General features: G+C 71.0%; 22 protein-coding genes. 7 read left to right on the forward strand and 15 right to left on the reverse strand.

Features of this window, described 5'->3' with window-relative positions:
* Positions 1-39: 39 nt before the first annotated feature.
* The 13 genes from WYO_RS32320 to WYO_RS01095 all read right to left on the reverse strand — a co-directional run bounded on the left by WYO_RS32320 (position 40) and on the right by WYO_RS01095 (position 12,855).
* Positions 40-171 carry a hypothetical protein gene (locus tag WYO_RS32320; protein WP_279889706.1) on the reverse strand — a complete coding sequence of 44 codons (132 nt, stop codon included), beginning with the start codon at positions 169-171 and terminating at the stop codon, positions 40-42.
* A 392-nt stretch (positions 172-563) separates the two neighbouring features.
* Positions 564-833: a hypothetical protein gene (locus tag WYO_RS01040; RefSeq protein ID WP_007557987.1), complete on the reverse strand. Its 270-nt coding sequence runs from the start codon at positions 831-833 to the stop codon at positions 564-566.
* Positions 834-1,186: 353 nt separating this feature from the next.
* The gene (ssuD, locus tag WYO_RS01045; protein ID WP_007557989.1) at positions 1,187-2,362 is read right to left on the reverse strand and encodes an FMNH2-dependent alkanesulfonate monooxygenase; all 1,176 of its coding nucleotides are present in this window, start codon (positions 2,360-2,362) and stop codon (positions 1,187-1,189) included.
* A gap of 116 nt (positions 2,363-2,478) precedes the next feature.
* Positions 2,479-3,333, reverse strand: coding sequence for an ATP-binding cassette domain-containing protein (locus WYO_RS01050; RefSeq protein WP_007557991.1), 855 nt, complete (start codon positions 3,331-3,333; stop codon positions 2,479-2,481).
* Complete coding sequence (ssuC, locus tag WYO_RS01055; RefSeq protein WP_007557992.1) at positions 3,333-4,115, reverse strand: aliphatic sulfonate ABC transporter permease SsuC; 783 nt, start codon at positions 4,113-4,115, stop codon at positions 3,333-3,335. Before ssuC ends, WYO_RS01050 begins: the two co-directional genes overlap by 1 nt.
* Positions 4,115-5,116, reverse strand: a complete 1,002-nt coding sequence (locus tag WYO_RS01060; protein ID WP_230365363.1) for a sulfonate ABC transporter substrate-binding protein — start codon at positions 5,114-5,116, stop codon at positions 4,115-4,117. The genes ssuC and WYO_RS01060 overlap by 1 nt, the downstream gene beginning before the upstream one ends.
* A 4-nt stretch (positions 5,117-5,120) precedes the next feature.
* Positions 5,121-6,071: an aliphatic sulfonate ABC transporter substrate-binding protein gene (locus tag WYO_RS01065; protein WP_007557996.1), complete on the reverse strand. Its 951-nt coding sequence runs from the start codon at positions 6,069-6,071 to the stop codon at positions 5,121-5,123.
* A gap of 8 nt (positions 6,072-6,079) precedes the next feature.
* Entirely contained in the window at positions 6,080-6,658 is a 579-nt protein-coding gene (gene msuE, locus WYO_RS01070) for an FMN reductase (protein ID WP_007557997.1), read from the reverse strand.
* Positions 6,659-7,189: 531 nt separating this feature from the next.
* Positions 7,190-7,390: a hypothetical protein gene (locus tag WYO_RS01075; RefSeq protein WP_007557999.1), complete on the reverse strand. Its 201-nt coding sequence runs from the start codon at positions 7,388-7,390 to the stop codon at positions 7,190-7,192.
* A 274-nt stretch (positions 7,391-7,664) separates the two neighbouring features.
* Positions 7,665-9,188, reverse strand: a complete 1,524-nt coding sequence (locus WYO_RS01080; protein ID WP_007558001.1) for a carbohydrate porin — start codon at positions 9,186-9,188, stop codon at positions 7,665-7,667.
* 75 nt (positions 9,189-9,263) lie between these two features.
* Positions 9,264-10,199: a Gfo/Idh/MocA family oxidoreductase gene (locus WYO_RS01085; RefSeq protein WP_007558003.1), complete on the reverse strand. Its 936-nt coding sequence runs from the start codon at positions 10,197-10,199 to the stop codon at positions 9,264-9,266.
* 1 nt (position 10,200) lies between these two features.
* Complete coding sequence (gene araD1 / locus WYO_RS01090; RefSeq protein WP_007558006.1) at positions 10,201-11,181, reverse strand: AraD1 family protein; 981 nt, start codon at positions 11,179-11,181, stop codon at positions 10,201-10,203.
* A 66-nt stretch (positions 11,182-11,247) separates the two neighbouring features.
* Positions 11,248-12,855 (reverse strand): aldehyde dehydrogenase (NADP(+)), encoded by a 1,608-nt coding sequence (locus WYO_RS01095; RefSeq protein ID WP_007558008.1) that lies wholly within the window; start codon positions 12,853-12,855, stop codon positions 11,248-11,250.
* Between the two features lie 145 nt (positions 12,856-13,000).
* Between WYO_RS01095 and WYO_RS32065 the strand changes: the two genes are divergently transcribed.
* Complete coding sequence (locus WYO_RS32065; protein ID WP_244424019.1) at positions 13,001-13,252, forward strand: GntR family transcriptional regulator; 252 nt, start codon at positions 13,001-13,003, stop codon at positions 13,250-13,252.
* Positions 13,249-13,740 carry an FCD domain-containing protein gene (locus WYO_RS28850; protein ID WP_244424020.1) on the forward strand — a complete coding sequence of 164 codons (492 nt, stop codon included), beginning with the start codon at positions 13,249-13,251 and terminating at the stop codon, positions 13,738-13,740. The genes WYO_RS32065 and WYO_RS28850 overlap by 4 nt, the downstream gene beginning before the upstream one ends.
* Positions 13,741-13,773: 33 nt before the next feature.
* On the opposite strand, the gene WYO_RS01105 is transcribed toward WYO_RS28850, so the two are convergent.
* Both WYO_RS01105 and WYO_RS01110 read right to left on the reverse strand, forming a co-directional pair.
* Positions 13,774-15,573: an IlvD/Edd family dehydratase gene (locus tag WYO_RS01105; protein ID WP_007558009.1), complete on the reverse strand. Its 1,800-nt coding sequence runs from the start codon at positions 15,571-15,573 to the stop codon at positions 13,774-13,776.
* Positions 15,570-16,724, reverse strand: coding sequence for an aldose epimerase family protein (locus tag WYO_RS01110; RefSeq protein WP_007558012.1), 1,155 nt, complete (start codon positions 16,722-16,724; stop codon positions 15,570-15,572). The genes WYO_RS01105 and WYO_RS01110 overlap by 4 nt, the downstream gene beginning before the upstream one ends.
* 156 nt (positions 16,725-16,880) lie before the next feature.
* Here WYO_RS01110 and WYO_RS01115 point away from each other — a divergent pair, with 156 nt between their 5' ends.
* The 5 genes from WYO_RS01115 to WYO_RS01135 form a co-directional block, all read left to right on the forward strand.
* The gene (locus WYO_RS01115) at positions 16,881-18,191 is read left to right on the forward strand and encodes a sugar MFS transporter (RefSeq protein WP_007558015.1); all 1,311 of its coding nucleotides are present in this window, start codon (positions 16,881-16,883) and stop codon (positions 18,189-18,191) included.
* A gap of 169 nt (positions 18,192-18,360) precedes the next feature.
* Positions 18,361-19,224, forward strand: coding sequence for an SMP-30/gluconolactonase/LRE family protein (locus tag WYO_RS01120; RefSeq protein WP_007558017.1), 864 nt, complete (start codon positions 18,361-18,363; stop codon positions 19,222-19,224).
* 511 nt (positions 19,225-19,735) lie between these two features.
* Complete coding sequence (locus WYO_RS01125; RefSeq protein WP_007558018.1) at positions 19,736-19,960, forward strand: hypothetical protein; 225 nt, start codon at positions 19,736-19,738, stop codon at positions 19,958-19,960.
* Between the two features lie 152 nt (positions 19,961-20,112).
* A complete protein-coding gene (locus WYO_RS01130; RefSeq protein ID WP_007558021.1) occupies positions 20,113-22,989 on the forward strand; it encodes a PAS domain S-box protein in 2,877 nt (958 codons plus the stop codon).
* Between the two features lie 6 nt (positions 22,990-22,995).
* A partial coding sequence (locus WYO_RS01135; protein WP_007558023.1) for an HWE histidine kinase domain-containing protein occupies positions 22,996-24,530 on the forward strand: 1,535 nt, incomplete at its 3' end.

Genomic DNA, 24,530 nt, shown 5'->3' on the forward strand with positions numbered 1-24,530 from the left:
CGTCCCGAGGGAGAACCTGTGCCCGTCGGGACGCGGTGCTCAGCCCTTCTTGATCAGCGGCACCGGCTGAGCCGGCGGCGTGGTCGCGCAGGCGGCCACGCTCGCCGCCAGAACGGCCAGGACGAGCGCGCGCGTGAGAGGATTCTTCGCGAAACAACGTGCAGTGGACACGAGGCAATCTCCGATTTTCGGCACCGCGGAGGCTAAGGCCGCGCCCGATCTCGGAAAGTGCAGGAATGTCACGATCCCGATGTTTTGGAATTATTTACAATGCTTACAAACTAAAATTGAACAGCTATATCTTCGACATAAGTCGAACTTTATTCATAACCGACGCATGTCGTGCATTATTGCGATCGCATTCACAGGATCGGCGGAGAATATCTCAATACTCGCCGCTCACGGGGCCATCGCGACGGGCTCAAAGAATTTCACGGTCGCCGTCATCACGCGCGGCGCGCAGAGACCCATGGCAGCGCGACACGCCCGAGTGCTGCGCCACGCCGGGGTGCTTCGCTATGCAAGGAGGGGATGCCGACCCGACAGGTGCGGCAGCGGCGGCCTCAGCGCACTTCGCTGACGCGCTTGGTCGCCCGCTTCTCCTGCTTGTAGGCGGTGATCGCCGCGGAGCAGCCGGGCGACAGGTTCTTCATGTTCGCCTTGAAGCAGGCCTCGACCTCGGGGCCGCCGGGCGCGTAGGCGCTGCAATAATCCATGTAGTCGCCGGTGCAGTACTGCTTGAGCGCCTCGCGGGCCGGGGATTGCTCGGCATGTGCGGCAACCGGGCCGAGGCACAGGCCGATGGTCAGGAGGACCGCCTTGGTCGAGGTCATGGATGTCCTTGTCGCTATCCGGTGATCGCGCGAGCGGGCCGCGCGGTGATAGGCGCGGCACCTGGGCGCCAAGGATGGCGTGACTTTGGCGCGGATGTGCCGAACCTGCGCCATCCCCGCTCTTCCCGCTGTCCACGGGCGACTTCGGCCGGGAAAGTCCTGGTTTCAGAAGGTCATGGCCCTCCTGCTATGGCCGGGTGGAACCCTGCGTCAGGGCGTCGCCCGGCGCTCGGGGCTGCACGCCCCGAGCGCCGCCGAAGGGCGTCCTGCCCTCCGGAAACCCGGTTTCCCGCCCGCCATCCGATCGATGACGCGGCCATTCCCGCGCAGACGCGGCAGGTCGGGACGCTGTCTCAGTGCGCCCCGACGCGACGGGCGGGCACGAGATCGTTGGCGATGATCTCGCCGAACGGGCCATCGTTGCGGGCGTTGCCCGTGGGCCGGCCCGTGGTGGCGCGCAGGGGCAGCTTCGGGAAGACCAGCTCGGCGAAGCGGTAGGCCTCCTCGAGATGCGGGTAGCCCGAGAGGATGAACCGGTCGATCCCGAGGTCGATATATTCCTTCATCCGGTCGGCGACCTGGTCGGCCGAGCCGACGAGCGCCGTGCCGGCGCCGCCGCGCACCAGCCCGACCCCGGCCCAGAGGTTGGGCGAGACCACGAGCTTGTCGCGGTTGCCGCCGTGCAGCGCCATCATGCGGCTCTGGCCGACCGAATCCTGCCGCTTCAGGGTCTCCTGCGCCTTGGCGATGGTGGCGTCGTCGAGCTTCGAGATCAGCTTCTCCGCGGCGTCCCAGGCCTCGGCCTCGGTCTCCCGGGCGATCACGTGCAGGCGGATGCCGTACGAGAAGGTCTTGCCCTTGGCCTCCGCGGCCTGACGGGCGGCGGCGATCTTCTCCGCGACCTGGGCCGGGGGCTCGCCCCAGGTGAGGTAGACGTCGCAATGCTCGGCCGCGACCTCCATCCCGGCCGGCGACGAGCCGCCGAAGTAGAGCGGCGGATAGGGCTTCTGCACCGGCGGGAAGATCACCCGGCCGTTCTCGGTGCGCAGGTGCTTGCCCTGGAAGGTCACGGTCTCGCCCGAGAGCAGGCCGCGCCAGATCGTCAGGAACTCGTCGGTGACGGCGTAGCGCTCGTCGTGGGACAGGAACACGCCGTCGCCGGCCAGCTCCACCGGATCGCCGCCGGTGACGACGTTGATCAGGAGGCGCCCGTCCGAGACCCGGTCGAGCGTCGCGGTCATGCGGGCCGCCGCGGACGGCTCCATCAGGCCGGGCCGCACCGCCACCAGGAAGCGCAGCCGCTTGGTGAGCGGCGCCAGCGCCGAGGCGACGATCCAGGAATCCTCGCAGGAGCGCCCGGTCGGCAGCAGCACGCCGTAATAGCCGAGCTCGTCGGCGCCCTGGGCGATCTGCCGGAGGTAGTCGATCGAGACTTCGCGGGCCCCTTCCTGGGCGCCGAGATAGCGGCCATCGCCGTGGGTCGGCAGGAACCAGAGGACGTCGGCGCGCCCGTCATTCGTCGCGGTCATCGGGGTCTCCATTGCGGCCGTGAGCCGGATGCGGAAAAGCCGGATCCGACTTCTCGCATCCGGCGATCACCAAGAGCTAGGGCAGGCCGCCGCTTCCGGGAAACGGCGGCCCGCGGTCAGAGGGTCGGCTGCGCGCCGAGCAGATGATCGAGGATACGCCCTTCGAGGCGCGCCAGATCCGGATCGCCGCGCCGGCGCGGGCGCGGCACGTCGACCCGCAGGTCGAGGGCGATGCGGCCGGCCTCGACCACCAGGATGCGGTCGGCGAGCGCCACCGCCTCGGCGACGTCGTGGGTGACGAGCAGCGCGGTGAAGCCCTGCGACAGCCAGATCCGCTCGATCAGGTCCTGCATGCCGATGCGGGTCAGCGCGTCGAGGGCGCCGAGGGGCTCGTCGAGCGCCAGCAGGCCCGGCCGGCTCACCAGCGCCCGGGCGAGCGCCACGCGCTGACGCTGGCCGCCCGAGAGGGTCGCGGGCCATTGTCCCGCCTTGTCGGCCAGGCCGACCTCGGCCAGGGCGGCCAGCGCCCGCTCCCGGCGCTCGGCCCGGGAGCCGTGGCCGGAGAGGCCGACCGCGACGTTGTCGACGACCCGGGCCCAGGGCAGCAGGCGCGGCTCCTGGAACATGATCCGCTTCGGCGGCTCGCTCCGACGCGGGCCGGCCTGCGGCCCTTCCAGCACGATCCGGCCGCCGGTGGGCGTCTCCAGCCCGAGGATCAGCCGCAGCAGGGTGCTCTTGCCGCAGCCGGAGCGCCCGACCACGGCGGTGAAGCCGCCGGCCGGCAGGTACAGGTCGAGCCCCTCGATGACGGCGTGGCCGTCGAAGCTCTTGCGCAGGTCGCGGGCCGTCACGGCGATGCCGCGGGCGGTGGTGTCCGCCGGTCGAGGCGCCGGCGCGGGGGGCGCGTCGGCGACCCGGGTCTCCGGGACGAGATCGGTCGGGGCCTCGCGGCGAAGGGCGTCGAGCAGCATCAGGCGCTCCTGTAGGCGGGGTTCCAGGCGAGGCAGGCGCGCTCGAGCTGGCGCGTCAGCGCGTCCGCGAGCTTGCCCAGGGCGGCGTAGATCAGGATCGCCAGCACCACGACGTCGACCAGCATGAACTCGCGGGCCTGCATGGCCATGTAGCCGAGCCCCGACGAGGCGGAGATCGTCTCGGCGACGATCAGCGTCAGCCACATGATGCCGAGCGCGTAGCGCAGGCCGACGAAGATCGACGGCAGGGCGCCGGGCAGCACCACCTTGGTGAACAGCTCGGTCCGCGACATGCCGTAGACGCGGCCCATCTCCACCAGCGCGGGGTCCACCGAGCGGATGCCGTGCAGGGTGTTGGCGTAGATCGGGAAGAACACGCCGAGCGCCACCAGGAACAGCTTGGCCTCCTCACCGATCCCGAACCACAGGATCACCAGCGGGATCAGCGACAGATGGGGCACGTTGCGCACCATCTGCACCGAGGTGTCGGTCAGCTGTTCCGACAGGCGGGAGAGACCGTTGGCGAGGCCCAGCGCGAAGCCGATGCCGCCGCCCACCGCGAAGCCCGACAGGGCCCGCAGGGTGCTGACCCAGAGATTGGTCCAGAGCTCACCGGTGCGCCCGGCCTCCCAGCCGGCCCGGACCACGTCCAGGGGCGCCGGCATGAACCGGTTGGAGACGAGGCCGGCGGAGACCGCGGCCTGCCAGCCCAGCAGGATCGCGACCGGCAGGAGCCAGGGCACGGCGGTGTCGCGCAGGCGGTCGAGGGCAGTCGGTCGCATTATCGGTTCTCCGCCCGGCGCTCGGGCTGCGTCCAGACCGCGTCGGCCACGCGGATCGGCTTCGGCAGCAGGCCGAGGCTATGGAAGGCGTCGGCCACCCGCTGCTGGTCGGCCACCGCCGCGGCATCCAGGGGTGTCACCCCGTAGGACAAGCGGTCGAGGGCGACGCGGAGCACGGGGGCTGGAATGCCCACGGAGGGCGCAAGTTCCGCCGCCACGGTCTCGGCATGGCCGGCCGCCCAGGTATCGACCTCCCCGATCGCCTTGAGGACAATCGCGACGATCTCCGAATTGGCATCGGTGAAGCCGCGGCGGGACAGGTAGAATTGGCGGTTGGGCGCGAGGCCCTGCGCGTCCGCCAGCACCCGGGCGCCGGTGGCCCGCTCGGCGGCGGCGAGATAGGGATCCCAGATCGCCCAGGCATCGACCGATCCGCGCACGAAGGCGGCGTTGGCGTCGGCCGGGGCCAGGAAGGCGAACTTCACCGCGTCGTAGGGCAGGCCGGCCTGCTCCAGCGCCCGCACCACCAGGAAGTGGACGTTCGAGCCCTTGTTCAGGGCCAGCGTCCGACCGCGCAGGTCGGCGACGCTGCGGACCGGGCTGTCCTTGGGCACCAGGATCGCCTCGCCCCGGGGAGCCGGCGGCTCGGTGGCGACGTAGCGCAGCTCCGCGCTCGCGGCCTGCGCGAAGATCGGGGGCGCCTCGCCGGCCGAGCCGAAATCCACCGCCCCGGCATTCAGGGCCTCCATCAGCGGCGGCCCGGACGGGAATTCCGACCACGCCACCGTGTAGCCGAGGGGCTGGAGCGCCGTCTCGAGGGTGCCGCGACCCTTCAGCAGGACGAGGGAGCCGTATTTCTGGTAGCCGACCCGGACGGTGCCGCCCGCGGCCAGGGCCGGGCGCAGGGTACTGGCCGCCGCGAGGCCGAGCCCCGCGGACAGGAGGCGGCGACGGGTCGGCGCGAGCCCGAACGGGCTTGGGGAGGACGGACGATCGGGCATGCGCTCAGCCATTGCGGGCGGGTGCCGTCCAGACCGCGTCGGCGACGTGGATCGGCTTCGGGATCAGCTTCAGGGCGTAGAACCGGTCGGCGATGGCCTGCTGCTCGGCGGTGACGCGCGGGGTCATCGGGCCGATCACGAAATCGTTGCGGTCCACCGCCCGGCGGGTGGCCGGCAGCGGCACGCCGGTGCCCTGCGACAGGATTGCGGCGACGTCGCCGCGGTTCTGCCGGCACCAAGCCGCGACCTCGCCCAGCGCGTCGATCGCCGCGGTGAGCACCGGGCCGTGCGCCTCCGCGAAGGCCCGGTTCGCGACGAGGAAATTGTTCTGCGGGGTGATCTCGCTGGCCAGGGCCAGCACGCGCACGCCGTCCTGCTCCTCGGCGATGGCGAGATAGGGGTCCCAGGTCGTCCAGGCGTCGATGCTGCCGCGGGCGAAGGCCGCCGCGGCATCGGCCGGCGCCAGCAGGACCGGCTCGATATCGGTGTAGCTCAGCCCCGCCTTCTCCAGGGCCGCCACCGTGAGGTTGTGCGCGCTCGTCGCCTTGGCGAAGGCGACGCGCCTGCCCTTCAGGTCGGCGAGGCTGCGCAGGGTCGAGCCCTTGGGCAGGAGGATCCCGGCGCCGGAACCGCCCCCTTCCTGGGCCGCCACGTAGACGAGGTTGGAGCGCCCGGCCTGGGCGAAGATCGGCGGCGCGTCGCCGAGCAGGCCGAAATCCAGCCCATCGACGGACAGGGCCTCGGCCAGGGGCGGACCGAACGAGAACTCGACCCAGCGCACCCGGTGGCCCAGGGAGTCCAGGCGCCGCTCGATGATCCCCTGCTGCTTGGCCACCACCAGGATGCCGTTCTTCTGGTAGCCGATGCGCAGCAGGCCGGGCTCGGCCGCGCGAGCGCCCCGGAGAGCCGGAACGGCCGCAAGGGACGCGGCCAGGAAGGTGCGGCGGTCGAGCATCGCCGGGCTCACTCGGCGGCGGCGAGTTCGGCCGGGCCGGTCGTCGCGGCCGCCCGGTGCAGCAGCAGGGCGGCGAGCTGGGCGCCGGCCTCCGCGGCGCGGGCGCGCACCCCGGCCTCGACCAGCACGCCGTCGCTGAAATCCGCGTCGGACGCGTAGACCGCGGTCGGGATCTGCAGGGCGCCGAAGAAGCCGAAGAGCGGCCGGAAGGCGTGCTCGACCACCAGGGCATGGCGGGCGCCGCCGCCGGTGGCCACGATGGCCACGGGCTTGCCGGCCAGCGCATTGGGATCGACCAGATCGAACAGGTGCTTGAACAGGCCGGTATAGGCGCCCTTGTAGACCGGCGAGCCGACCACGAGCCCGTCCGCCTGCTCGATCGCGTCGAGCACCCGGCGGGCCGGCAGCGGCAGCTGATCGCGGGTCCAGGCGGCCCCGAGCCCGGTGCCGGCATCGACGAAATCGAAGATGCGCCCGTCGAACGTCGCCTGGGCGCAGGCCTCGTGCAGCACCGCGTCGACCAGCGTGCGGGTCTTGGACGGGCGCTGAACATTCGCGCTCAGCCCGACGAGTCTCGGTCGTGTCATTGCAGAAGCCTTGCGACAATGCCGGCCGTCCTGCTCGATGACGAGCGGCAGTGACGCGACCGGTTATCCGAATAGGCCGCTAGAATTGCTGGCTGCACTGCACAACGTCAATGAAACCGCTTTTCGAATTCGGCGCGAATAGAAAAATGTTCTCCTCGCAAACGCCGATTGGAAGCGTGATTTCATCTCGCGTTTTGCGCGCTCCGCCGGCGAATGGCCGCCCGATAGGATGCGCGGCCCGCTTCCGACGCGGGTTCGCTCCATCGCTCGGCTTCGAGAGAGAACCGTATGCCCCCGATGGGTCTGTTCGGAGATCGATCGTGCTGTCGGGCCGGCCCTGCTGTCGGGCCCGATTCCGCTGATCGCGCTCGGGCGCTCCCGCGCCTCATCCTGGGCGCGCGCCCGGGATCGGGCGCACGAAAAAGGGCCAGCCTCGGCGGCTGGCCCTGATCGTCCGACGGCGTCGAAAGGGTCGCCTTCGGCCTCACCATCGCCGCGGCCTCTGCGCCGCGACGGTGAGGGCCGCTGGGCTTACTCGGCTGCGGTCATCTCGGCCGTGAAGTGGCCGCACCAATCGTTGGTCGCGACGACCGGCCACAGGCCCTTGGATTCCGGAGCCGGCTGGCTGACCGGCGGGTTGAAGCGGCACAGGCCGGCATCGCCCTGGGCGCTCGCGCCGTTGCCCTTGTGCTCGTCGAAGAACTTGCAGCTCTCGCAGTTCGCGCTGGCCATGTCGGATGCTCCGTGTCGGTTCGGCGGCGTGCCGTTCTCTCTTGCGAATTAGAACAGCTACAATCTGCTGGACAACCTGCGACCGGGGGCGTGGTTCCACGCGCGGGCCGGGGCGTCGGATATTCCGGCCCTCCCCTCCTTGCCCGCGCAGAGCGCGCTCCGCTGAAACGGGATCGGCGCGCGCGGAGGCTTCCGCGCGCGCCGATCGGCTGCCACATCCGCCCGCGCGCCCGCCGAGGGCGGAGTCGCGGGCGGTGTCGTGATGCGCCTGGGGTCAGAGGCTCCCCGGGCCCTTGGCCAGGCCGCCCAGCGTGAACAGGTCGACCGAGAGCTTCGCGCCGATGACGAAGGCGTCCGGGATCGGCTTCGGCCGGAGCGGGAAGCGGGTCTGATCCGGGCCGATCACGTATTGCAGGTTCGGCATCAGCCGCACCGCCGGGGTGAGCTGGATGCCGTAGCTCAGCTCGAGGATGGTCTGCAGCGTGTCGACGTTGCGGCTGCTCAGCCCGTAGGAAGCCCGGGCCGCCCGGATCCCGGCCGAGCCGAGGGGCGAGAGCTTCTCCATGGCGAACACGAACCCAAGGGTGTCGTAGGGCCGGCCCGGGAAGGTGCCGGTCAGGACGGCGCCGCCCTCCAGGAAGTAATCCTGGATCTGCCGCCCACCGGTGCCGCCCAACGCGACGCCGAACACCGACAGGCCTTGCGCGCTGGTCGGATCCGGACGCCACACCATCTGGTCGAACCGGGCATAGACCGCCGACCGACCGAACCGCGTCAGCGGGTCGAGATCGCTGAACACGCGCAGGCCGCCGCGCACGTCGTAGACCGGATCCTTATAATCGGACTGATCGAAGACCACGCCGACACTGTAGTTGCGCGGGAGCGGGTCGTTGCCGAAATTGGTCGAGTAGCCCGCCTCCACCGGGATCAGGACGCCGGTGGCGCCCCGGGTCGACCAGTCGATGCCGTTCTGGTTGGCCTGCTGGTCGCGGGGATTCACCTCGTAGACGCCGGCATGGACAAACACCTTGTCGGTGAGCCAGGCCTTGGCATGGGCGCCCCAGGTTGAGATCGGCCAATAGGTGAAGTTTGTCAGCTTGAAGATCGATTTCGGTGCGCCGCAGGTTGCGTTGTTTTGGAAATTACAATAGAGCGGCGAGCCAAGGAAGTTCGGATTGGCCAATAGGCGGCCGACCTCGATGTCGAGGCGGTTGTCGAACAGCTTCTGCTCGTAGGAGACCGAGGTGAGGTGTGCCGTCTGGCCGCCGCCGTAGATCTCCTGCACGCTTCCGTCGAAGCCGATGCGGTCTTGCGCAAGGCTGCGGCCGTGACGCTGGGTCACGATGGTGTGGAACGAGCCGCCGTCGATCCCGGCGAGCCGGCCGAGGTCGGCGTCGAGACCGAACACGACTTGGCCGGCATAGGCCGATCCCTGCCGGATGCCGCCGGACGGGTTCGCGGCGAATTCGCCGGTGTAGTTCAGGATCATGCTGATCCCGTTGCCGAGATAGAACGTCCCCGGCGGCAGGCCGGGCGGTGTCGCGCTGCTGCCCTGCACGTCGATCGAGGCCGCCGCGCTGCTGGCGCCGGCCGCGCTCCGCGACTCGCGGATGGTCCGCCGCCGCGCGCGATTCGCCCGATACTTGGCCTTCGCGGCCGGGCTCGCCTTCGGGCCCGGGTTCACCAAGCTCGGCCCGCCGTCAGGCGCGTCCGCATCCTGAGCCTCGGCCGAGCGGATGCCCCCCGAGAGTGTCGCGGCGCACAATGCGAGCGCCGCCCATCGCGTGTACTTTCCCATAACAGTGACTCCCCCTTAGTAACGCGCGGCCCTGATTGGCTCTGTCGCGTTGGTGTTCCGCCGGGATCCCTCCGGTCAGTCCGTGAAGGCCTCCACGGTGCGGCGCTCGCCGCGCAGGAAAGCGTCGGCGACGTGGATCAGCGGGTTCAGGTCGACGTCGCTCGTGCCGGATCGGACGAGGGCGGCGAAACGGTCGTAGAGGCCGCGATATTCGGCCTCCGGCGGCAGCGGCTGCGGCTTGCCGTCGATGGTGAGGACGCCGCCGCCTTCCGAGAGCACCAGCAAGCCGTCCTCGGTGTCGACGCGGATGTCCCAGGTCTGCGGGCCGGTCTGGCGCCAGTCGAACACCGCCTGGATCGAGGTGCCGGCGGCGTCGGCGAAGCTCAAGTCGGCGGCGATCGGCGCCTGCCGGTTCTCCGGGACCGAGAGGGTCGCGCCGGTGAGGAAGAAGGGCGGCAGGATGTGGGTGGCGATCGACAGGGCGTTGATCCCCGGATCGAACACGCCCATGCCCCCGGCCTGCCAGATCCAGGCCTGGTTCGGATGCCAGTGCCGGACATCCTCCATCCAGGCGATCGCCACCGACCGGATCCGGCGGCCCGACAGCCACTGGCGCGCCGGCTCGACGCCGGGGGCGTAGCGGGAGTGCCAGCTGGCGAACAGGCTGACGCCCCGCGCCCGCGCGGCCTCGACCAGGATCCCGACCTCCGCCAGGGTCGCCCCGGGGGGCTTCTCCAGGAAGACGTGCCGGCCGGCCTCGATCGCCTCGAGGGCGGCGGAGAAGCGCACCTGCGGCGGCTGGCAAAGGGCGACCGCGTCCAGGTCGGGCTGCCCCGCCAGCATCTCGGTCAGCGTGCGGTAGTTCGGCACGCCCTCGAAGCGGCCTTCGCGGCTCGCCACGGCGGTCAGGGTGTAGTCCGGCGAAGCGCCGATGACCGGCAGGTGCTGGTCGCGGGCGATCTTGCCGACGCCGACCAGACCGATGCGGATCGTCCCGTTCGAAGCCGACATCTCAGAGAACCTTCACGGACAGGTCGCGGGCGGGCGCCACCGCCAGAGGATTGCGCAGCGGCAGGGTGAAGGGGGCCGCCTCGATCTCGAACACGTCCCCGGGCCGCGCCGTGACGCCGTCGCTGAACGACAGGGTCGCGGTGCCGAAGAAGTGGACGTGCAGGTCGCCGGGGCGGCGGAACTGGGGGTATTTGAAGTGGTGCCGCTCGAGGTTCTCGATCGTGTGGGACATGTTCGCCTCACCCGAGAGGAACGGCTTCTCCCACAGCACGGCGCCGTCGCGCCGGATGCGGCTGGAGCCGCGCACGTCGGCGGGCAGAGCCCCCAGCCACAGTTCCGGGCCGAGCGCCGCCGGACGGAGCTTCGAATGGGCGAGCCACAGGTAGTTGCCGCGCTCGGTCACATGGTCCGAGAACTCGTTCGCCAGGGCGAAGCCGAGGCGCACCGGCGTACCGTCCGCGTCGATCAGGTAGAGGCCGGCGATCTCCGGCTCCTCGCTGCCGTCGAGGGCGAAGGCGGGCGACAGGAGCGGCTCGCCGGTGCCGACGATCGCGTCGCCGTCGCCCTTGTAGAACCATTCGGGCTGGACCCCGGTCTCGCCGGGGGCGGGCTTGCCGCCCTCCACGCCCATCTGGAACATCCGCATGGAATCGGTCGGGGCCGGGTCCGCCGCCGCGGCGCGGTGCATCTTGTCGCGACCCTCCGCGGAGCCGAGATGCGTCAGGCCGGTGCCGCTGAGCAGCAGATGCGCGGGATCCGGATGATCGACCGGCGGCAGCAGCCGCACGGCGTCGAGATCCACGGTGTCCCCCAGGCCGAGCCGGTTTGCCGTCTCGGCCAGGCTGTCGCCCGCCGCCAGGGCCCGCCGGGCCAAGTTGAGGACGCTGTCCGCGCCGACCACGACCCGCGCCTCGCCCCCCTGCAGGATCGCGACACCCCGCCGCCCGTCCGGGGCGCGGAATTGTAGGAGTGATTGCCCCATCTCGGTTCTCCCAGGGCCGGCCTTCATCGGGCCGGCTCGAAATCAGGTGTGCCGCGCGCCGGCGCGTCAGCGGTCGAAGGCCGGGCTGATGGTGCCGTCGACCCTGCGGGTGAGATGCCAGGGATTGTCCGGGCGCAGGGGCTGCGGCAGCAGCGCGTCGGGCAGGTCCTGGTAGCAGACCGGTCGCAGGAACCGCTCGATCGCCAGGGTGCCGACCGAGGTGCTGCGCCCATCGGACGTCGCCGGGAACGGCCCGCCATGGACCATCGCGGGCGCCACCTCCACGCCGGTGGGCCAGCCATTGGCCAGGATCCGGCCGGCCTTGCGGGCGAGCGCCGGGACCAGGCCGGCGGCGATGTGCTCGTCGGCGCGGTCGAGATGCAGCGTCGCGGTGAGCTGGCCCGGGAGCGCCGCGACGATGCGCTTGACCTCGTCGAGATCCGCGGCCGCCACCAGGATCGCGGCGGGGCCGAACATCTCCTCCGTGAGGCCGGCATCCGCCAGGAACCGCGCCCCGTCGGTGCGCAGCAGGGCCGCGGGCGCGCCGCCCGGGCCGGCCGTCGCCCCACGCGCCGCCACGGTCACGCCCGGACGGGCCGCCATCTCGGCGACGCCGCGCTCGAAGCGGGTGCGGATGTCGGCGGTCAGCATCGCGTGGGGCGCGCTCTCGCGGATCGCCGCCGCAGCTGCCTCCGCGAAGGCGTCGAGATCTGAACCGGCGATGCCGATCAGCAGGCCCGGATTGGTGCAGAACTGCCCCGCCCCCATCGTCAGGGACTGGACGAAGCCGGTCGCCAGCGCGGTGCTCCGCGCCCGCAAGGCGCCGGGCAGCAGCAGGACGGGATTGACCGCGCTCATCTCGGCATAGACCGGGATCGGCTCGGGGCGTCCCGCCGCCACCCGCATCAGGGCGAGGCCGCCCCCGCGCGAGCCGGTGAAGCCCACCGCCTTGATCCGCGCATCGGCGACGAGCGCCGTCCCGAGGACGTTCGACGGCCCCGGTAGATAGGAGAACACGCCCGGATGCAGGTCGCTGGCCGCGACGGCCGCCCGGACCGCCCGGGCCACCAGCTCGCCGGTTCCGGGATGGGCCGGGTGGCCCTTGACCACGACCGGGCAGCCGGCGGCGAGCGCCGAGGCGGTGTCACCCCCGGCTACCGAGAAGGCCAGCGGGAAGTTGCTGGCGCCGAACACGGCAACCGGGCCGAGGGCGACGTGGCGCCGGCGCAGATCGGGGCGCGGCAGAGGCGTGCGCTTGGGCTGCGCCGGATCGATCGTGGCCTGGACCCAGTCGCCCGCGCGGACGACATGCGCGAACAGACGCAGCTGGCCGATGGTGCGGGCGCGCTCCCCCTCGAGCCGGGCCCGCGGCAGCCCGGTCTCGGCCATGGCCCGCTCGATCAGCGAATCGCCGAGATCGCCCACGGCCTGGGCGACGGTCTCCAGGAAGCCGGCGCGCAGCTCGGGCGTCGATTCGGAAAAGCTCGGGAACGCCGCATCCGCAAGCGCGCAGGCGGCCTCGACCTGCGCCGGCCCGGCGGCCGAGAAGGCTGGCTCCAGCGCCGCCCCGCTTGCGGGATCGACGGCCCGGAACGTATCGGTCGTGGTCGCATCCTCGGCGCCGATCAGGATCGTGCCGCGGATCTCCGCGTTCGCACTCAGCTCTTTACTCATACAAATAACTTAGAGCAGTTGTGCAGTGGCTGCAAGCGTCGCGGCACTATGATGCCTGCGGGTGTCGGCGCTTGCGCTCCTACAACTTCCAGGTACGATCGCGGCGATCCTGCCCCGTCCTGGCGGCTCGGACTGGAGGTGTCGGGTGAGGGGGGATCCTGGGTACGAGGATATCAAGCTGCCGCTGGCCTCGGGCTCGCGCCGGATTCACGGCTCGGTCGCCCGCGATCTCGGCGTCGCGATCCTGGCCGGCCGGTACGCGCCGGGAGACGTGCTGCCCGGCGAGATCGAATTCTCGGAGCAGTTGAAGGTCTCGCGCACCGCCTATCGCGAGGCGGTGCGGATCCTGAGCGCCAAGGGGCTGGTCGAGAGCCGGCCCCGCACGGGACCCGGGTGACCCAGCGCAGCCGCTGGAACCTGCTCGACCCCGACATCCTCGCCTGGGCCTTCGAGGCGGAGCCCAGCGAAACGTTCATCCGGGACCTGTTCGAGCTGCGGATGATCGTCGAGCCGGCGGCGGCGGCCCTGGCGGCCGAGCGGCGCTCGGGGCTCGACATCTCCCGGATGGGGCACGCCCTGGAGGAGATGGGCCGCTACGGCCTCGCCACCGAGATCGGGCGGGCCGCCGACCAGTCGTTCCACAACACGATCCTGGAAGCGGCCCGCAACGGGCCGCTGATGGCCCTGTCGAGTTCCATTGCCGCTGCCGTGACTTGGACGACGATCTTCAAGCAGCGTCGCAGCGCCCTGCCTCGTGACCCGATGCCGGACCACCGGATCCTGTACGAGGCGATCGTCGCCGGGGATCCCGCGGCGGCGCGGGCGGCGATGACCGAACTCGTCCGCCTCGCACTCGCCGACACCGAGCTCTCGCTGAAAGCGTGAGCCCCGCCGCCGGGATGGCGGCGGGGCTTCCCGTCAGTGGTTGTCCCGCGGGACGCCGTTGGTCTGAGCAATCCGCTGGAAGCGCTCGGCGCCCTCCAGGATCGCGCCGGTGTGCATCTGCCCGACGGTTGCGCGCTGGATCGCCTGCCACGGGGTCTGGGACGCCGGATAGGCGTATCCCCCGGCTTCCTCCAGGGCCTTGCGCCGGCGCTCGATCTCGTCCGCATCGAGCAGCATGTCGGCGGTGCCGCGCTTCAGGTCGATCCGCACCCGGTCGCCGGTGCGCAGCAGCGCGAGGCCGCCGCCCACCGCCGCCTCGGGCGAGGCGTTGAGGATCGAGGGCGAGGCCGAGGTGCCGGATTGCCGCCCGTCGCCCAGGCAGGGCAGCGCGTGCACGCCGGAGCGGATCAGGTAGGCGGGCGGGCGCATGTTCACCACTTCCGCCGCACCCGGATAGCCCACCGGGCCGGCGCCGCGCATGATCAGGATGCTGTTCTCGTCGACCGCCAGCGCCGGGTCGTCGATCCGGTGGTGGTAATCCTCCGGACCGTCGAATACCACGGCCCGGCCCTCGAACGCCTCCGGATCCTCGGGGTTCGACAGGTAGCGCTCGCGGAACTCCTCGCCGATCACGCTGGTCTTCATGATCGCCGCGTCGAACAGGTTGCCGCGCAGCACCAGGAAGCCCGCGGCCTCCTTCAGCGGCCGGTCGATCGGCCGGATCACATCCTCGTCCTCGATCACCGCGTCGCGGCAATTGTCGCCGATGGTGCGGCCGTTCACCGTCAGGGCGTTCTCGTGGAGCAGCCCGCGCCGCATCAGCTGCGCGGCCACCGCCGGGAGGCCGCCCGCGCGGTAATAATCCTCGCCGAGATACTCGCCCGCCGGCTGCAGGTTGACCAGGAGCGGCACGTCGAGGCCGTGGGTCTGCCAATCGGCGATGTCGAGCTCGACCCCCGCATGGCGGGCGAGAGCGGCCAGGTGGATCGGGGCGTTGGTGGAGCCGCCGATCGCCGAGTTGAGGACGATCGCGTTGAGGAACGCCTCGCGGGTCAGGATGTCGGTCGGCTTGAGGTCCTCCGCCACCATCTCGACGATGCGTTTGCCGGTGCGGTAGGCGACTTCCTGCCGGTCGCGGTAGGGCGCCGGGATCGCCGCCGAGCCCGGCAGCATCATGCCGAGCGCCTCCGCGAGGGCGTTCATGGTCGTCGCCGTACCCATCGTGTTGCAGTAGCCGGTGGAGGGGGCGGACGAGGTGACCAGCTTGATGAAGCCCTCGTGGTCGATCTCCCCGGCGGCCAGCATCTGGCGCGCGCGCCACACGATGGTCCCGGAACCGGTGCGCTGGCCCTTGTACCAGCCGTTGAGCATCGGGCCGACCGACAGGGCGATGGCCGGGATGTTCACGGTGGCGGCCGCCATCAGGCAGGCTGGGGTGGTCTTATCGCAACCGGTGGTCAGGACCACGCCGTCGAGGGGGTACCCGTACAGGAGCTCGACCAGGCCGAGATAGGCGAGGTTGCGGTCGAGGCCGGCGGTGGGCCGCTTGCCGGTCTCCTGAATCGGATGGACCGGGAATTCGAGCACGATGCCGCCGGCCTCGCGGATGCCCTCGCGCACGCGCTCCGCCAGGACGAGGTGGTGCCGGTTGCACGGCGACAGGTCGGACCCGGTCTGGGCGATGCCGATGATCGGCCGGCCCGAACGCAGCTCCTCCAGGCTCAGCCCGAAGTTCAGGTAGCGCTCCAGGTAGAGCGCCGTCATGTCGATATTGTCGGGGTTGTCGAACCAGGCGCGCGAACGCAGGGGCCGGGTCTTCGGGTGATCGGTCATTTCTCGTGGGTCCGGTGGGCGGAGCTGGTGGAGAAGCGGTAGGTGATGACGTTCCGGTAGGTCGCGCCCGGGTCGAGCCGGGCCGAGCCGAAGGCCGGCTGGTTCGGCGTGTCGGGGAACAGCTCGGGCTCGATCGCGAGGGCATCCGATTGCCGGTAAACGAGCCCGGATTTGCCCACGACGGTCGCGTCGATGAAGTTGCCGGTATAGAACTGGACGCCGGGCTGGTTGCTGGCGACCTCGAGGACCCGGCCCGATGCGGGATCCTCGACCCGGGCCACGAGGTGTGGCTCGGCGGTGGGCTTATCGGTCACGACCCAGTTGTGATCGTAGCCGCGCCCGCGCACGATCTGGATGTCGCGGCCGTCGCGGATGCGCGCCCCGATCACCGTCGGTGTGCGGAAGTCGAACGGCGTGCCCGCCACCGGGACATGCTCGCCCATCGGGATCTGTGTGGCGTCGACCGGTGTGTAGCGCTCGGCCGGGATGGTCAGTGTCTGATCGAGGACCGATCGGCCCGAACCTTCGCCGGCGAGATTGAAGAAGCTGTGGTTGGTCAGGTTGACGATGGTCGGCTTGTCGGTAGTCGCCTGATAGGTGACGGTCAGCGTGTTGGCGGCGTCCAGCGCGTAGGTCGCCGTGACCGTGAGCGTACCGGGAAAGCCCTCCTCGCCGTCGGGGCTGACGTAACGCAGGGTGACCGACGGCGTGGCGCCGCCCTTGACCTCGGTGATGGTCCAGAGTCGCTTGTCGAAGCCGGCGGTGCCGCCGTGCAGGGTGTTCGGACCGTCATTGGTCGCGAGCGTGTAGGTCTGGCCGTCGAGGGTGAAGCGGCCGGCCCGGATCCGGTTCGCGTAGCGGCCGATGCTGGCCCCGAAATAGTTGGGCTTGTCCAGGTAGCTGGCGAGATCCTTGTAGCCGAGGACGATGTCGGCGGGCTTTCCGGCGCGGTCCGGGACTTCGAGGGTCCGCAGCAGGGCGCCCCAGGAGATCACCCGGGCGGTGACGCCCTTGCCGTTGGTGAGCGTCACCTCTTCGACTGTGCGGCCGTCCGGCAGGGTGCCGAACACGGTCCGGACCGGCTCGGATGCCTGGGCGACCGCAGGGTTCGCCGCGCAGGCGCCCAGCGCGACAGCTCCGACTCCACGCATCCGCTCCCCCCTCAAGACGCTCGCTCCCGCCTGGCCGACCGTGCGCCGGCCCTCGCGGGTGCCACGGTTGACGTCCGCAATTCCGCTATATACTCATACAAATGAATTCCACAACAAGGGGCCCGGCAAGGCGGCCTCGATGAGGGGAAACGTTTGATGGCAGGACCGATCGCGAGCATGGGAGCGCCCGCGGCGGGGACCGCGACGCGCGATCAGGGCAGCTACCGCCCCGCCCTCTCGCTGCTCGCAAGCCTCTTCTTCATGTGGGGCTTTATCACGGTCATCAACAACACGCTGCTCCCTCATCTCCGGAGCGTGTTCGACCTCGATTATACGCAGACCACGCTGATCGAGTCGGTGTGGTTCATCGCGTATTTCGTGGCCTCGATCCCGGCGGCGAAGCTGATCGAGCGCATCGGCTACCAGCGCGCGCTGGTGGTGGGCCTTGGCATCATGGCGCTGGGCACGCTCGGCATGGTCCTGGCCTCCCATCAGGTCTCGTACGCGATCACGCTCACCGCCCTGTTCGTGATCGCGAGCGGCATCACCCTGCTTCAGGTCGCCGCCAACCCCTACGTGGCTGTGGTCGGGCCGCCGGAGACCGCCCCGGCGCGCCTCAACCTCGTCCAGGCGTTCAACTCGTTCGGCACGACCCTGGCGCCTTTGTTCGGCGGCTACCTGATCCTCGGCCGCTCCGCCTCGGGCAACGTCGCGGCCGGCGCCACCCTCAGCCCGGCCGAGCGGCTCGCCGATGCGCAGTCCGTGCAGCTCCCCTACCTGATCGTGGCGGCGATCCTCGTCGTGCTCGCCGTGGTGATCGCCCGCTTCCCGCTGCCCGCCATCGGTGCGGGAGGCGCCACGAAGCGCGCCGCCAAGGCCGAGCGCGCGGGCCTGTCGCTCTGGCGCCACCGCAACCTCGTATTCGGCGTGCCGGCGATCTTCATCTACCTGATCGCCGAGATCGGCGTGTCGAACCTGTTCATCAACTTCGTCTCGCAGCCGGAGATCGGCAACCTCACGCATACGGAGGCGTCGCGCTACCTGTTCCTGCTCTGGGGTGGGATGATGGTCGGCCGCTTCGTCGGCAGCTACCTGATGCAGGGGCGGTCCGCCGAGACCGTCCTGGCCGGCGCCGCCATCGCGGCCTTCACGGTGATGCTGGTGGCGACCTTCGCGACGGGGCCGCTGGCGATGTGGGCGCTGATCTCCGTGGGGCTGTTCCACGCGGTCATGTTCCCGACGATCTTCACCCTGGGCATCCGCGGCCTCGGCCCGCTGACCGAGGAAGGCGCGGGCTTGCTGATCATGGCGATCGCCGGGGGCTCCCTGGTGGTGGTGCAGGGCTGGGCCGCCGACCGGTTCGGCCTGCAGCATTCCTTCCTGATCACCGCCGCCTGCGAGCTCTACGTCCTGTTCTTCGCTTTGTGGGGCAGCCGGCCGGGTCGGGGCGCCTCCGACCGCGCCTGATCGGCCGCCACCCGCGATGCGGCGTGGGGCGGCGGGCCGGAGCGGCTCCCGATCGCGCCGCCATCGGAAGGCGCTCCAAGAAGTCGCTTCAAGTCGTTGATGTCACGCGCCCGCCGGCCGCCGGACCATTAGCCGCTCCGGAGGCCGGCACTCGAGAGAAGGCGATCCCATGGAGGCACAGTTTCGCGTCGTCGCCCGCGCCGAGCGCGACCGGCTCGGCGAGGGACCCGTCTGGGTGCCGGAACGGGGGCGGCTGTTCTGGGTCGATATCGAGGCGCCCGCCCTGCGCTGGCTCGACCTCGCGAGCGGCGCGACCGGCACGCGCCCGTTCCCGGAGCCGATCGGCTGGATCATCCCCCGGGCCGGCCGGCGCGACTTCGTGATCGGCCTGAAGAGCGGCTTCGCGGTGTTCGATCTGGAGGCGGACCAGGTCACGCCGATCGGAAATCCGGAGCCGGACTATCCGGACAACCGCCTGAACGACGCCAAGGTCGACTATGCCGGCCGGATCTGGGCGGGGAGCATGCACCAGGCCGAGACCGCGATCTCCGGCGCCCTGCACCGGCTCGATCCCGACCTGACCTGGCAGCGGATGGACGGCGATTACGGCGTCGCCAACGGTCCGACCTTCAGCCATGACGGCCGGATCCTCTATCACAGCGACAGCGCCGCCCGGACCGTCTTCGCCTTCGATCTCGCCGCCGACGGCACCCTAACGGGCAAGCGCGAATTCCTGCGCTTTCCGGAGGCCTGGGGCTGGCCCGACGGGATGACCACGGATGCCGAGGGCTGCCTCTGGATCGCCCATTGGGGGGCGGGCCGGATCAGCCGGGTGGATCCGGAGGGGCGTCTCGTGCGGGCGATCTCGTTGCCGGCCACCAACATCACGAGCTGCGCCTTCGCGGGGCCCGGGCTCGACCGGCTGTTCGTCACGTCGGCGTCCCGGGGTGCCGAGCACGAGCCGTCCGCGGGGGCCCTGTTCGAACTCGATGTCGGCGTGGCGGGCCTCCCGCCGCGGGCGTTCGGGGGCTGAGGGGCGGCGGGCTTCCCGGCTGCCGCGGCGCGCGCGATCGCGCGCACCGGATCGAGATCGCCAAATCGTGTGGCTTGTGTCCCTCGGATGGGGGATGCGCTCACGGGGCGCGGCGTCTAGCGTCGGGCCTTCTCCGAGACGAGATCACCTTTGACCCGCCCGGCCCTGCCGCGGCGGGTTCTTTGATCGCGGCGTCACGGCCGGATCGGCCGGCGGCCGTGCGGGCTCTCCTCACGGTCGAGCTTTGGCGCAGCGACGCGCACCAACGGCATGATCGTGAAACGTTTTCGGCGGTTGCGCCGTTGATCGACGCATGGACGACGACACTCCGCTTCGTGCGCATATCCGTGCTGTGCTGCTCAAGCTGGCGCGCACCTTGGCGGCTCGGGCCGGCCCGCTCTAGGGCGCGTGCGCCCCGGCCCTCCCCTCGCCCCTGCGTCCTCGGACGACGAGACCCTGTTAACCTTTCGTCAACCATGGGCCGACACAGTCCCGGGCGGAGGGCTGAGCCATGACTCGACGCCGGGATTTCGATGCGCTGAGCGAGGCGCAGATCGCCGCGAGGCGCACGCAGAAGCGCTGGGTCGAGCCGAAGGCGCAGTTCCGCCCGGCCGCGCCCCAGGCCGTCACCGAGTTGCTCGACACGATCCAGCACGTGGCCGAGGCCGCCACCGGCGAGCGCAGCTTCCTGCATCTGCGCCCCGTGGCCGGGGCCACGCGCAGCCGCGAACATTAAGGCCGCCCGCGAAACGAGTCCGAGCCCGCGTTCGGGCTGGCGAGCGTCGGCCGGTTCTGCAACAAGGCCGAGATGAGCCGGCGTACAGCCTTCGATTGCATTCTCACGGTGTCGCGGGCCGTGCCCGGGCGATTCCGCACGGCTCGCAGGCCGTGAGCGGCACCCTGAGCGCGGATGAGGCAGAGGCTCTCCGGCGCCGCAACCGCGCCCTTGAGGACGAAGTCGCCCGCCTGCGCTCCGCGCTCGCGACGGCCCGGGCGGAGGCCGCGACCGAGGCGCCGCCGCGGGACGAGACCGCCTTCGCGCGTGCGTTCTGGCAAGCGCCCGCCCGGATCGACGCGATCCTGCCCGAGCCCGATCCGGCGCGGATCGACGATTCCGAGTTCCGCCGGCTCGCCGACCACCTCCCGATCCTGTGCTGGCTCGCCCGCAGCGACGGCTATCTCTACTGGTACAACAGGCGCTGGCTCGATTACTGCGGGACCACGCAGGCGGCCATGGCCGGCTGGGGCTGGCAGAGCGTCCACGACCCGGAGGCGCTGCCGCGGGTGACGGCGGTCTGGGCCGCCTCGATCGCCACCGGCGAGCCGTTCGAGATGGTCTTCCCCCTGCGCGGGGCCGACGGCGTGTTCCGGCCGTTCCTGACGCGGATCGTGCCGCTGCGCGACGCCTCCGGCCGGGTGGTGCGCTGGTTCGGCGTCAACACCGAGATCGGTGCCCAGGTCCGGGCCGAGGCGGCGCTGCGCACCTCCGAGATGCGCCTGCGCCGGGCGCAGGAGGCCGGCGGCGTCGGCGTGTTCTCCATCGATCTGGACCGGAACATCATCCACGCCACGCCGCATTTCTTCCGCCTGTACGGGCTGGCCGAGCAGGAGACGCTGCCGGTCGACGCGGTCGCCCGCCTCGTCATCCCGGAGGATGCCGGCTTCGTCTCCCAGTGGGCGGACCGCGGCGCCGGCCTGACCGATGCCGACGTCGCCTATCGGATCCGGCGGGCGGATGACGGCGCGGAACGCTGGATCGCCCGCCGGGGCGCGATCGAGCGCGATGCCGGGGGGCAACCGATCCGCTTCGTCGGGGCGGTGCGCGACATCACCGACCACAAATCCGCCGAGCAGCGGGCCGAGGCCAACCAGCGCGAGCTGCGCCTCATCACCGATGCGCTGCCGGTGCTCATCGCCTTCATCGACTGGGACTACATCTACCGCTTCGCCAATGCGGCGTATCAGGACTGGTTCTTCCGTCCGGCCGCGGAGATCGTGGGGCGGGACGTGCGCGTGCTGCTCGGGCCCGCCGCCTTCGAGCTGCGGCGCCCCTATGTCGAGCGCGCCCGCGCCGGCGAGGCCGTCCGGTTCGAGATCCCCTGGCCTCACCAGGACGGGCGCCACCGCGACGCCGAGATCCGCTACCTGCCCCGGCGGGGGCCCGACGGGGCGATCGACGGCTTCCACGTCTTCGTGCAGGACATCACCGACCGCAAGCGGGTCGAGGCCGCGCTCCTCTCCGAGGTCACCCAGCGGACCCGCGAGCGCGACCGGCTGTGGGAGACGACCAACGACCTGATGGGGACGGCGGGCCTCGACGGCTTCCTCAAGACCGTCAATCCGGCCTGGACGCACATGCTCGGCTGGAGCGAGGCGGAGCTGCTCGGCCGGCCGTTCCTGGACATCGTCGATCCGGCGGACCACGTCGAGATGGCCGACGTGGTGGGCCGCCTGTCGGCCGGCGAGACGGTGATGGGCTTCGTCGACCGCGTCCTGACCCGGGCGGGCGAGCGCCGCGTCGTGATGTGGACGGCGGTGCCCGATCCCGGCACCGGGTTGTTCTACATCGTCGGGCGGGACCTCACCGAGCAGCGCCGGGTCGAGGAGCAATTGCTGCAGGCCCAGAAGATGGAGGCGATCGGCCAGCTCACCGGCGGTATCGCGCACGACTTCAACAACCTGCTGACCGGCATCGTCGGCTCCCTCGACCTGATGCAGACTCGCATCCAGCAGGGCCGCACCGACGCGATCGAGCGCTACGCCCGGGCGGCCCTGTCGTCGGCCAACCGTGCCTCGGCGCTGACCCACCGCCTCCTCGCCTTCGCCCGGCGCCAGCCGCTGGAGCCGCAGCCGACCGCCGCCAACCCGCTGATCACCGGCATGGAGGACCTGCTGCGGCGCACGCTGGGCGAGCGGATCCATCTCGAGATCGTCACGGCCGGCGGCCTGTGGCTGACCCTGTGCGACCCGCACCAGCTCGAGAACGCCCTGCTCAACCTCGCGATCAACGCCCGGGACGCGATGCCCGAGGGCGGCCGTCTCGTGATCGAGACCGGAAACGCGCAGCTCGACCGGGCCTATACGCGCCAGAACGCGGGGGTGAACGAAGGCGCGTATGTCTGCGTCAGCGTCAGCGATACCGGGACCGGCATGAGCCCCGAGATCGCCGCCAGGGCCTTCGACCCGTTCTTCACCACCAAGCCCCTCGGCCAGGGTACCGGCCTCGGCCTGTCGATGATCTACGGCTTCGCCAAGCAATCCGACGGGCATGTCCGGATCTACTCAGAGCCGGGTTGCGGCACGACGGTCAAGCTCTATCTGCCGCGTTACCACGGTGCCGCGCCGCCCGAGACGGGCGAATCCGGCCTCGTCGAGCTGCACCGGGCCGAGCGTGGCGAGACCGTGCTCGTGGTGGAGGACGATCCGGTGGTGCGCGACCTGATCGTCGAGGTTCTGGGCGACCTCGGATACACCGCGCTCCAGGCCGCGGATGCCGAGGCGGGCCTCGCCGTGCTGCGCGCGCCTGGGCGGATCGACCTGCTGATCAGCGATGTCGGCTTGCCCGGCGGCCTCAACGGCCGGCAGATGGTCGATGCCGCCCGCCCGGACCGGCCGGACCTGAAGGTGCTGTTCATCACCGGCTATGCCGAGAACGCGACCTTCGGCAACGGCCATCTCGAGCCCGGCATGCGCATGATGACCAAGCCGTTTCCGGTCGAGGCACTGGCCGCCCGGGTGCGCGCGATGATCGCGGGCCTCGACTGACCGCCGATGTCGCTCACCACCCGCATCCTGCTGCTGGTGCTGCTGGCGCTGACCCCGGCGCTGGCGATCCAGGGCTACAATGAGGTCGCCCTGCGCGCGAGCCGCGATGCGGCGGTGCGCGCCGACGCGCTCGCCACCGTCCGCGGCGCCGCGGAGGATTTCGCCCAGCTCTCGGAGCGGATGCGGCAGGCCCTCGACCTCATCTCCGGGGATAGCTCCGTCCAGGTGCGCGACCCCGCCGCCTGCACGGCCTACCTGAAGCGGTCCGCCGCCCGGCTTCCGCACGTCATCCTGCTCGCGCTCACGGATCCCGACGGCACCGTGATCTGCGACAGCGCCGGCTCGGAGCCGGGAGCCTATTCGACCGGCGCCCGCGCCTATCACCGCCGCGCCCTGGAGGCGGGCGGCTTCGCGGTCGGCGGTTACGCGCTGGGCACCGTGTCGAAGCTGCCCTCGATCCACTTCGCTCGGGTGGTGGCCGGCCGGGACGAGAGCGACGGCCCCGCCACCGGGGTCCTCCTGGCCGCCGTGGATCTCGACTGGCTGTCCGACCATCTGGAGCAGACCCTGCACCAGGCCGAGACGGCCATCACGGTGATGGACCGCGACGGCCTGATCATCGCGCGCCGCCCGGACGGAGCGGACTGGATCGGCAAGCCGATCCCGCCGGAGCGCGTCGCGCTGCGGACGGCCCGGGACGGCGCGGTGCGCATCGCCGAGGATATCGACGGCCGAACCCGGATCATCGCTACCGCGATGCCGGACGGGGCGCTTGCCGGGGTGCGCCTCATGGTCGGGCGCGACAGCGCGGCGGCCTTCGCGGATATCGATGCCGCCACCCGCCGTGGCCTGGTGCTGATCGCCCTCGGCGCGGTCCTGGCGCTGGCCGCGGCGCTCCTGGCCGGACGGATGTTCATCCGCCGCCCGATCGATCGCTTGCTCCGGGTCGCGGCGGCTTGGCAGGACGGCGATCTCTCCGCTCGCACGGGCCTGCGCGGCATGACGGAGTTCGGCCGCCTCGGGCGCAAGCTCGACACGATGGCCTCCACGCTCCAGCGCAACACCGACGAGCTGCATGCCGAGATCCGCCGCGGCCGCGCCCTGCAGGAGCAGCAGGTCACGATGTTGCACGAGCTGAACCACCGGGTGAAGAACACGCTGGCCACCGTGCAGGCCCTGGCTCGCCAGTCCCGCGGCGCCGAAGGCGTCCTCGAAGCGCGGATCTTGGCCCTGTCGAAGACCCACGACCTCCTGACCCGCGAGGATTGGAGCGGCGCCTCCCTGAGCGAGGTGCTGGAGAGCGAGCTGAGCCCCTACCGCACCGGCGGCGACCAGATCGGCCTCGACGGGCCGGACGTCGCGCTATCCCCGCGCCATGTCCTGGCTTTGGGCATGACGATCCACGAGCTGACCACGAACGCCGCCAAATACGGCGCGCTCTCGGCACCGGGCGGACGCGTGCGGGTCTCGTGGTCTCTCGTCACGACGGAGTCCGGCATGCCGCGCCTGCGCCTCACCTGGCAGGAGAGCGGCGGCCCCCC

This window comes from Methylobacterium sp. GXF4 (assembly GCF_000272495.1).
Classification (GTDB): Bacteria; Pseudomonadota; Alphaproteobacteria; order Rhizobiales; family Beijerinckiaceae; genus Methylobacterium; species Methylobacterium brachiatum.

Excerpts from the sequence above, each read along its gene's own strand:
- WYO_RS01040 (WP_007557987.1), bottom strand. The coding sequence starts at position 833 with ATGACCTCGACCAAGGCGGTCCTCCTGACCATCGGCCTGTGCCTCGGC.
- ssuD (WP_007557989.1), bottom strand. The coding sequence starts at position 2,362 with ATGACCGCGACGAATGACGGGCGCGCCGACGTCCTCTGGTTCCTGCCG.
- WYO_RS01050 (WP_007557991.1), bottom strand. The coding sequence starts at position 3,333 with ATGCTGCTCGACGCCCTTCGCCGCGAGGCCCCGACCGATCTCGTCCCG.
- ssuC (WP_007557992.1), bottom strand. The coding sequence starts at position 4,115 with ATGCGACCGACTGCCCTCGACCGCCTGCGCGACACCGCCGTGCCCTGG.
- WYO_RS01060 (WP_230365363.1), bottom strand. The coding sequence starts at position 5,116 with ATGCCCGATCGTCCGTCCTCCCCAAGCCCGTTCGGGCTCGCGCCGACC.
- WYO_RS01065 (WP_007557996.1), bottom strand. The coding sequence starts at position 6,071 with ATGCTCGACCGCCGCACCTTCCTGGCCGCGTCCCTTGCGGCCGTTCCG.
- msuE (WP_007557997.1), bottom strand. The coding sequence starts at position 6,658 with ATGACACGACCGAGACTCGTCGGGCTGAGCGCGAATGTTCAGCGCCCG.
- WYO_RS01075 (WP_007557999.1), bottom strand. The coding sequence starts at position 7,390 with ATGGCCAGCGCGAACTGCGAGAGCTGCAAGTTCTTCGACGAGCACAAG.
- WYO_RS01080 (WP_007558001.1), bottom strand. The coding sequence starts at position 9,188 with ATGGGAAAGTACACGCGATGGGCGGCGCTCGCATTGTGCGCCGCGACA.
- WYO_RS01085 (WP_007558003.1), bottom strand. The coding sequence starts at position 10,199 with ATGTCGGCTTCGAACGGGACGATCCGCATCGGTCTGGTCGGCGTCGGC.
- araD1 (WP_007558006.1), bottom strand. The coding sequence starts at position 11,181 with ATGGGGCAATCACTCCTACAATTCCGCGCCCCGGACGGGCGGCGGGGT.
- WYO_RS01095 (WP_007558008.1), bottom strand. The coding sequence starts at position 12,855 with ATGAGTAAAGAGCTGAGTGCGAACGCGGAGATCCGCGGCACGATCCTG.
- WYO_RS01105 (WP_007558009.1), bottom strand. The coding sequence starts at position 15,573 with ATGACCGATCACCCGAAGACCCGGCCCCTGCGTTCGCGCGCCTGGTTC.
- WYO_RS01110 (WP_007558012.1), bottom strand. The coding sequence starts at position 16,724 with ATGCGTGGAGTCGGAGCTGTCGCGCTGGGCGCCTGCGCGGCGAACCCT.
- WYO_RS01115 (WP_007558015.1), top strand. The coding sequence starts at position 16,881 with ATGGCAGGACCGATCGCGAGCATGGGAGCGCCCGCGGCGGGGACCGCG.
- WYO_RS01120 (WP_007558017.1), top strand. The coding sequence starts at position 18,361 with ATGGAGGCACAGTTTCGCGTCGTCGCCCGCGCCGAGCGCGACCGGCTC.
- WYO_RS01125 (WP_007558018.1), top strand. The coding sequence starts at position 19,736 with ATGACTCGACGCCGGGATTTCGATGCGCTGAGCGAGGCGCAGATCGCC.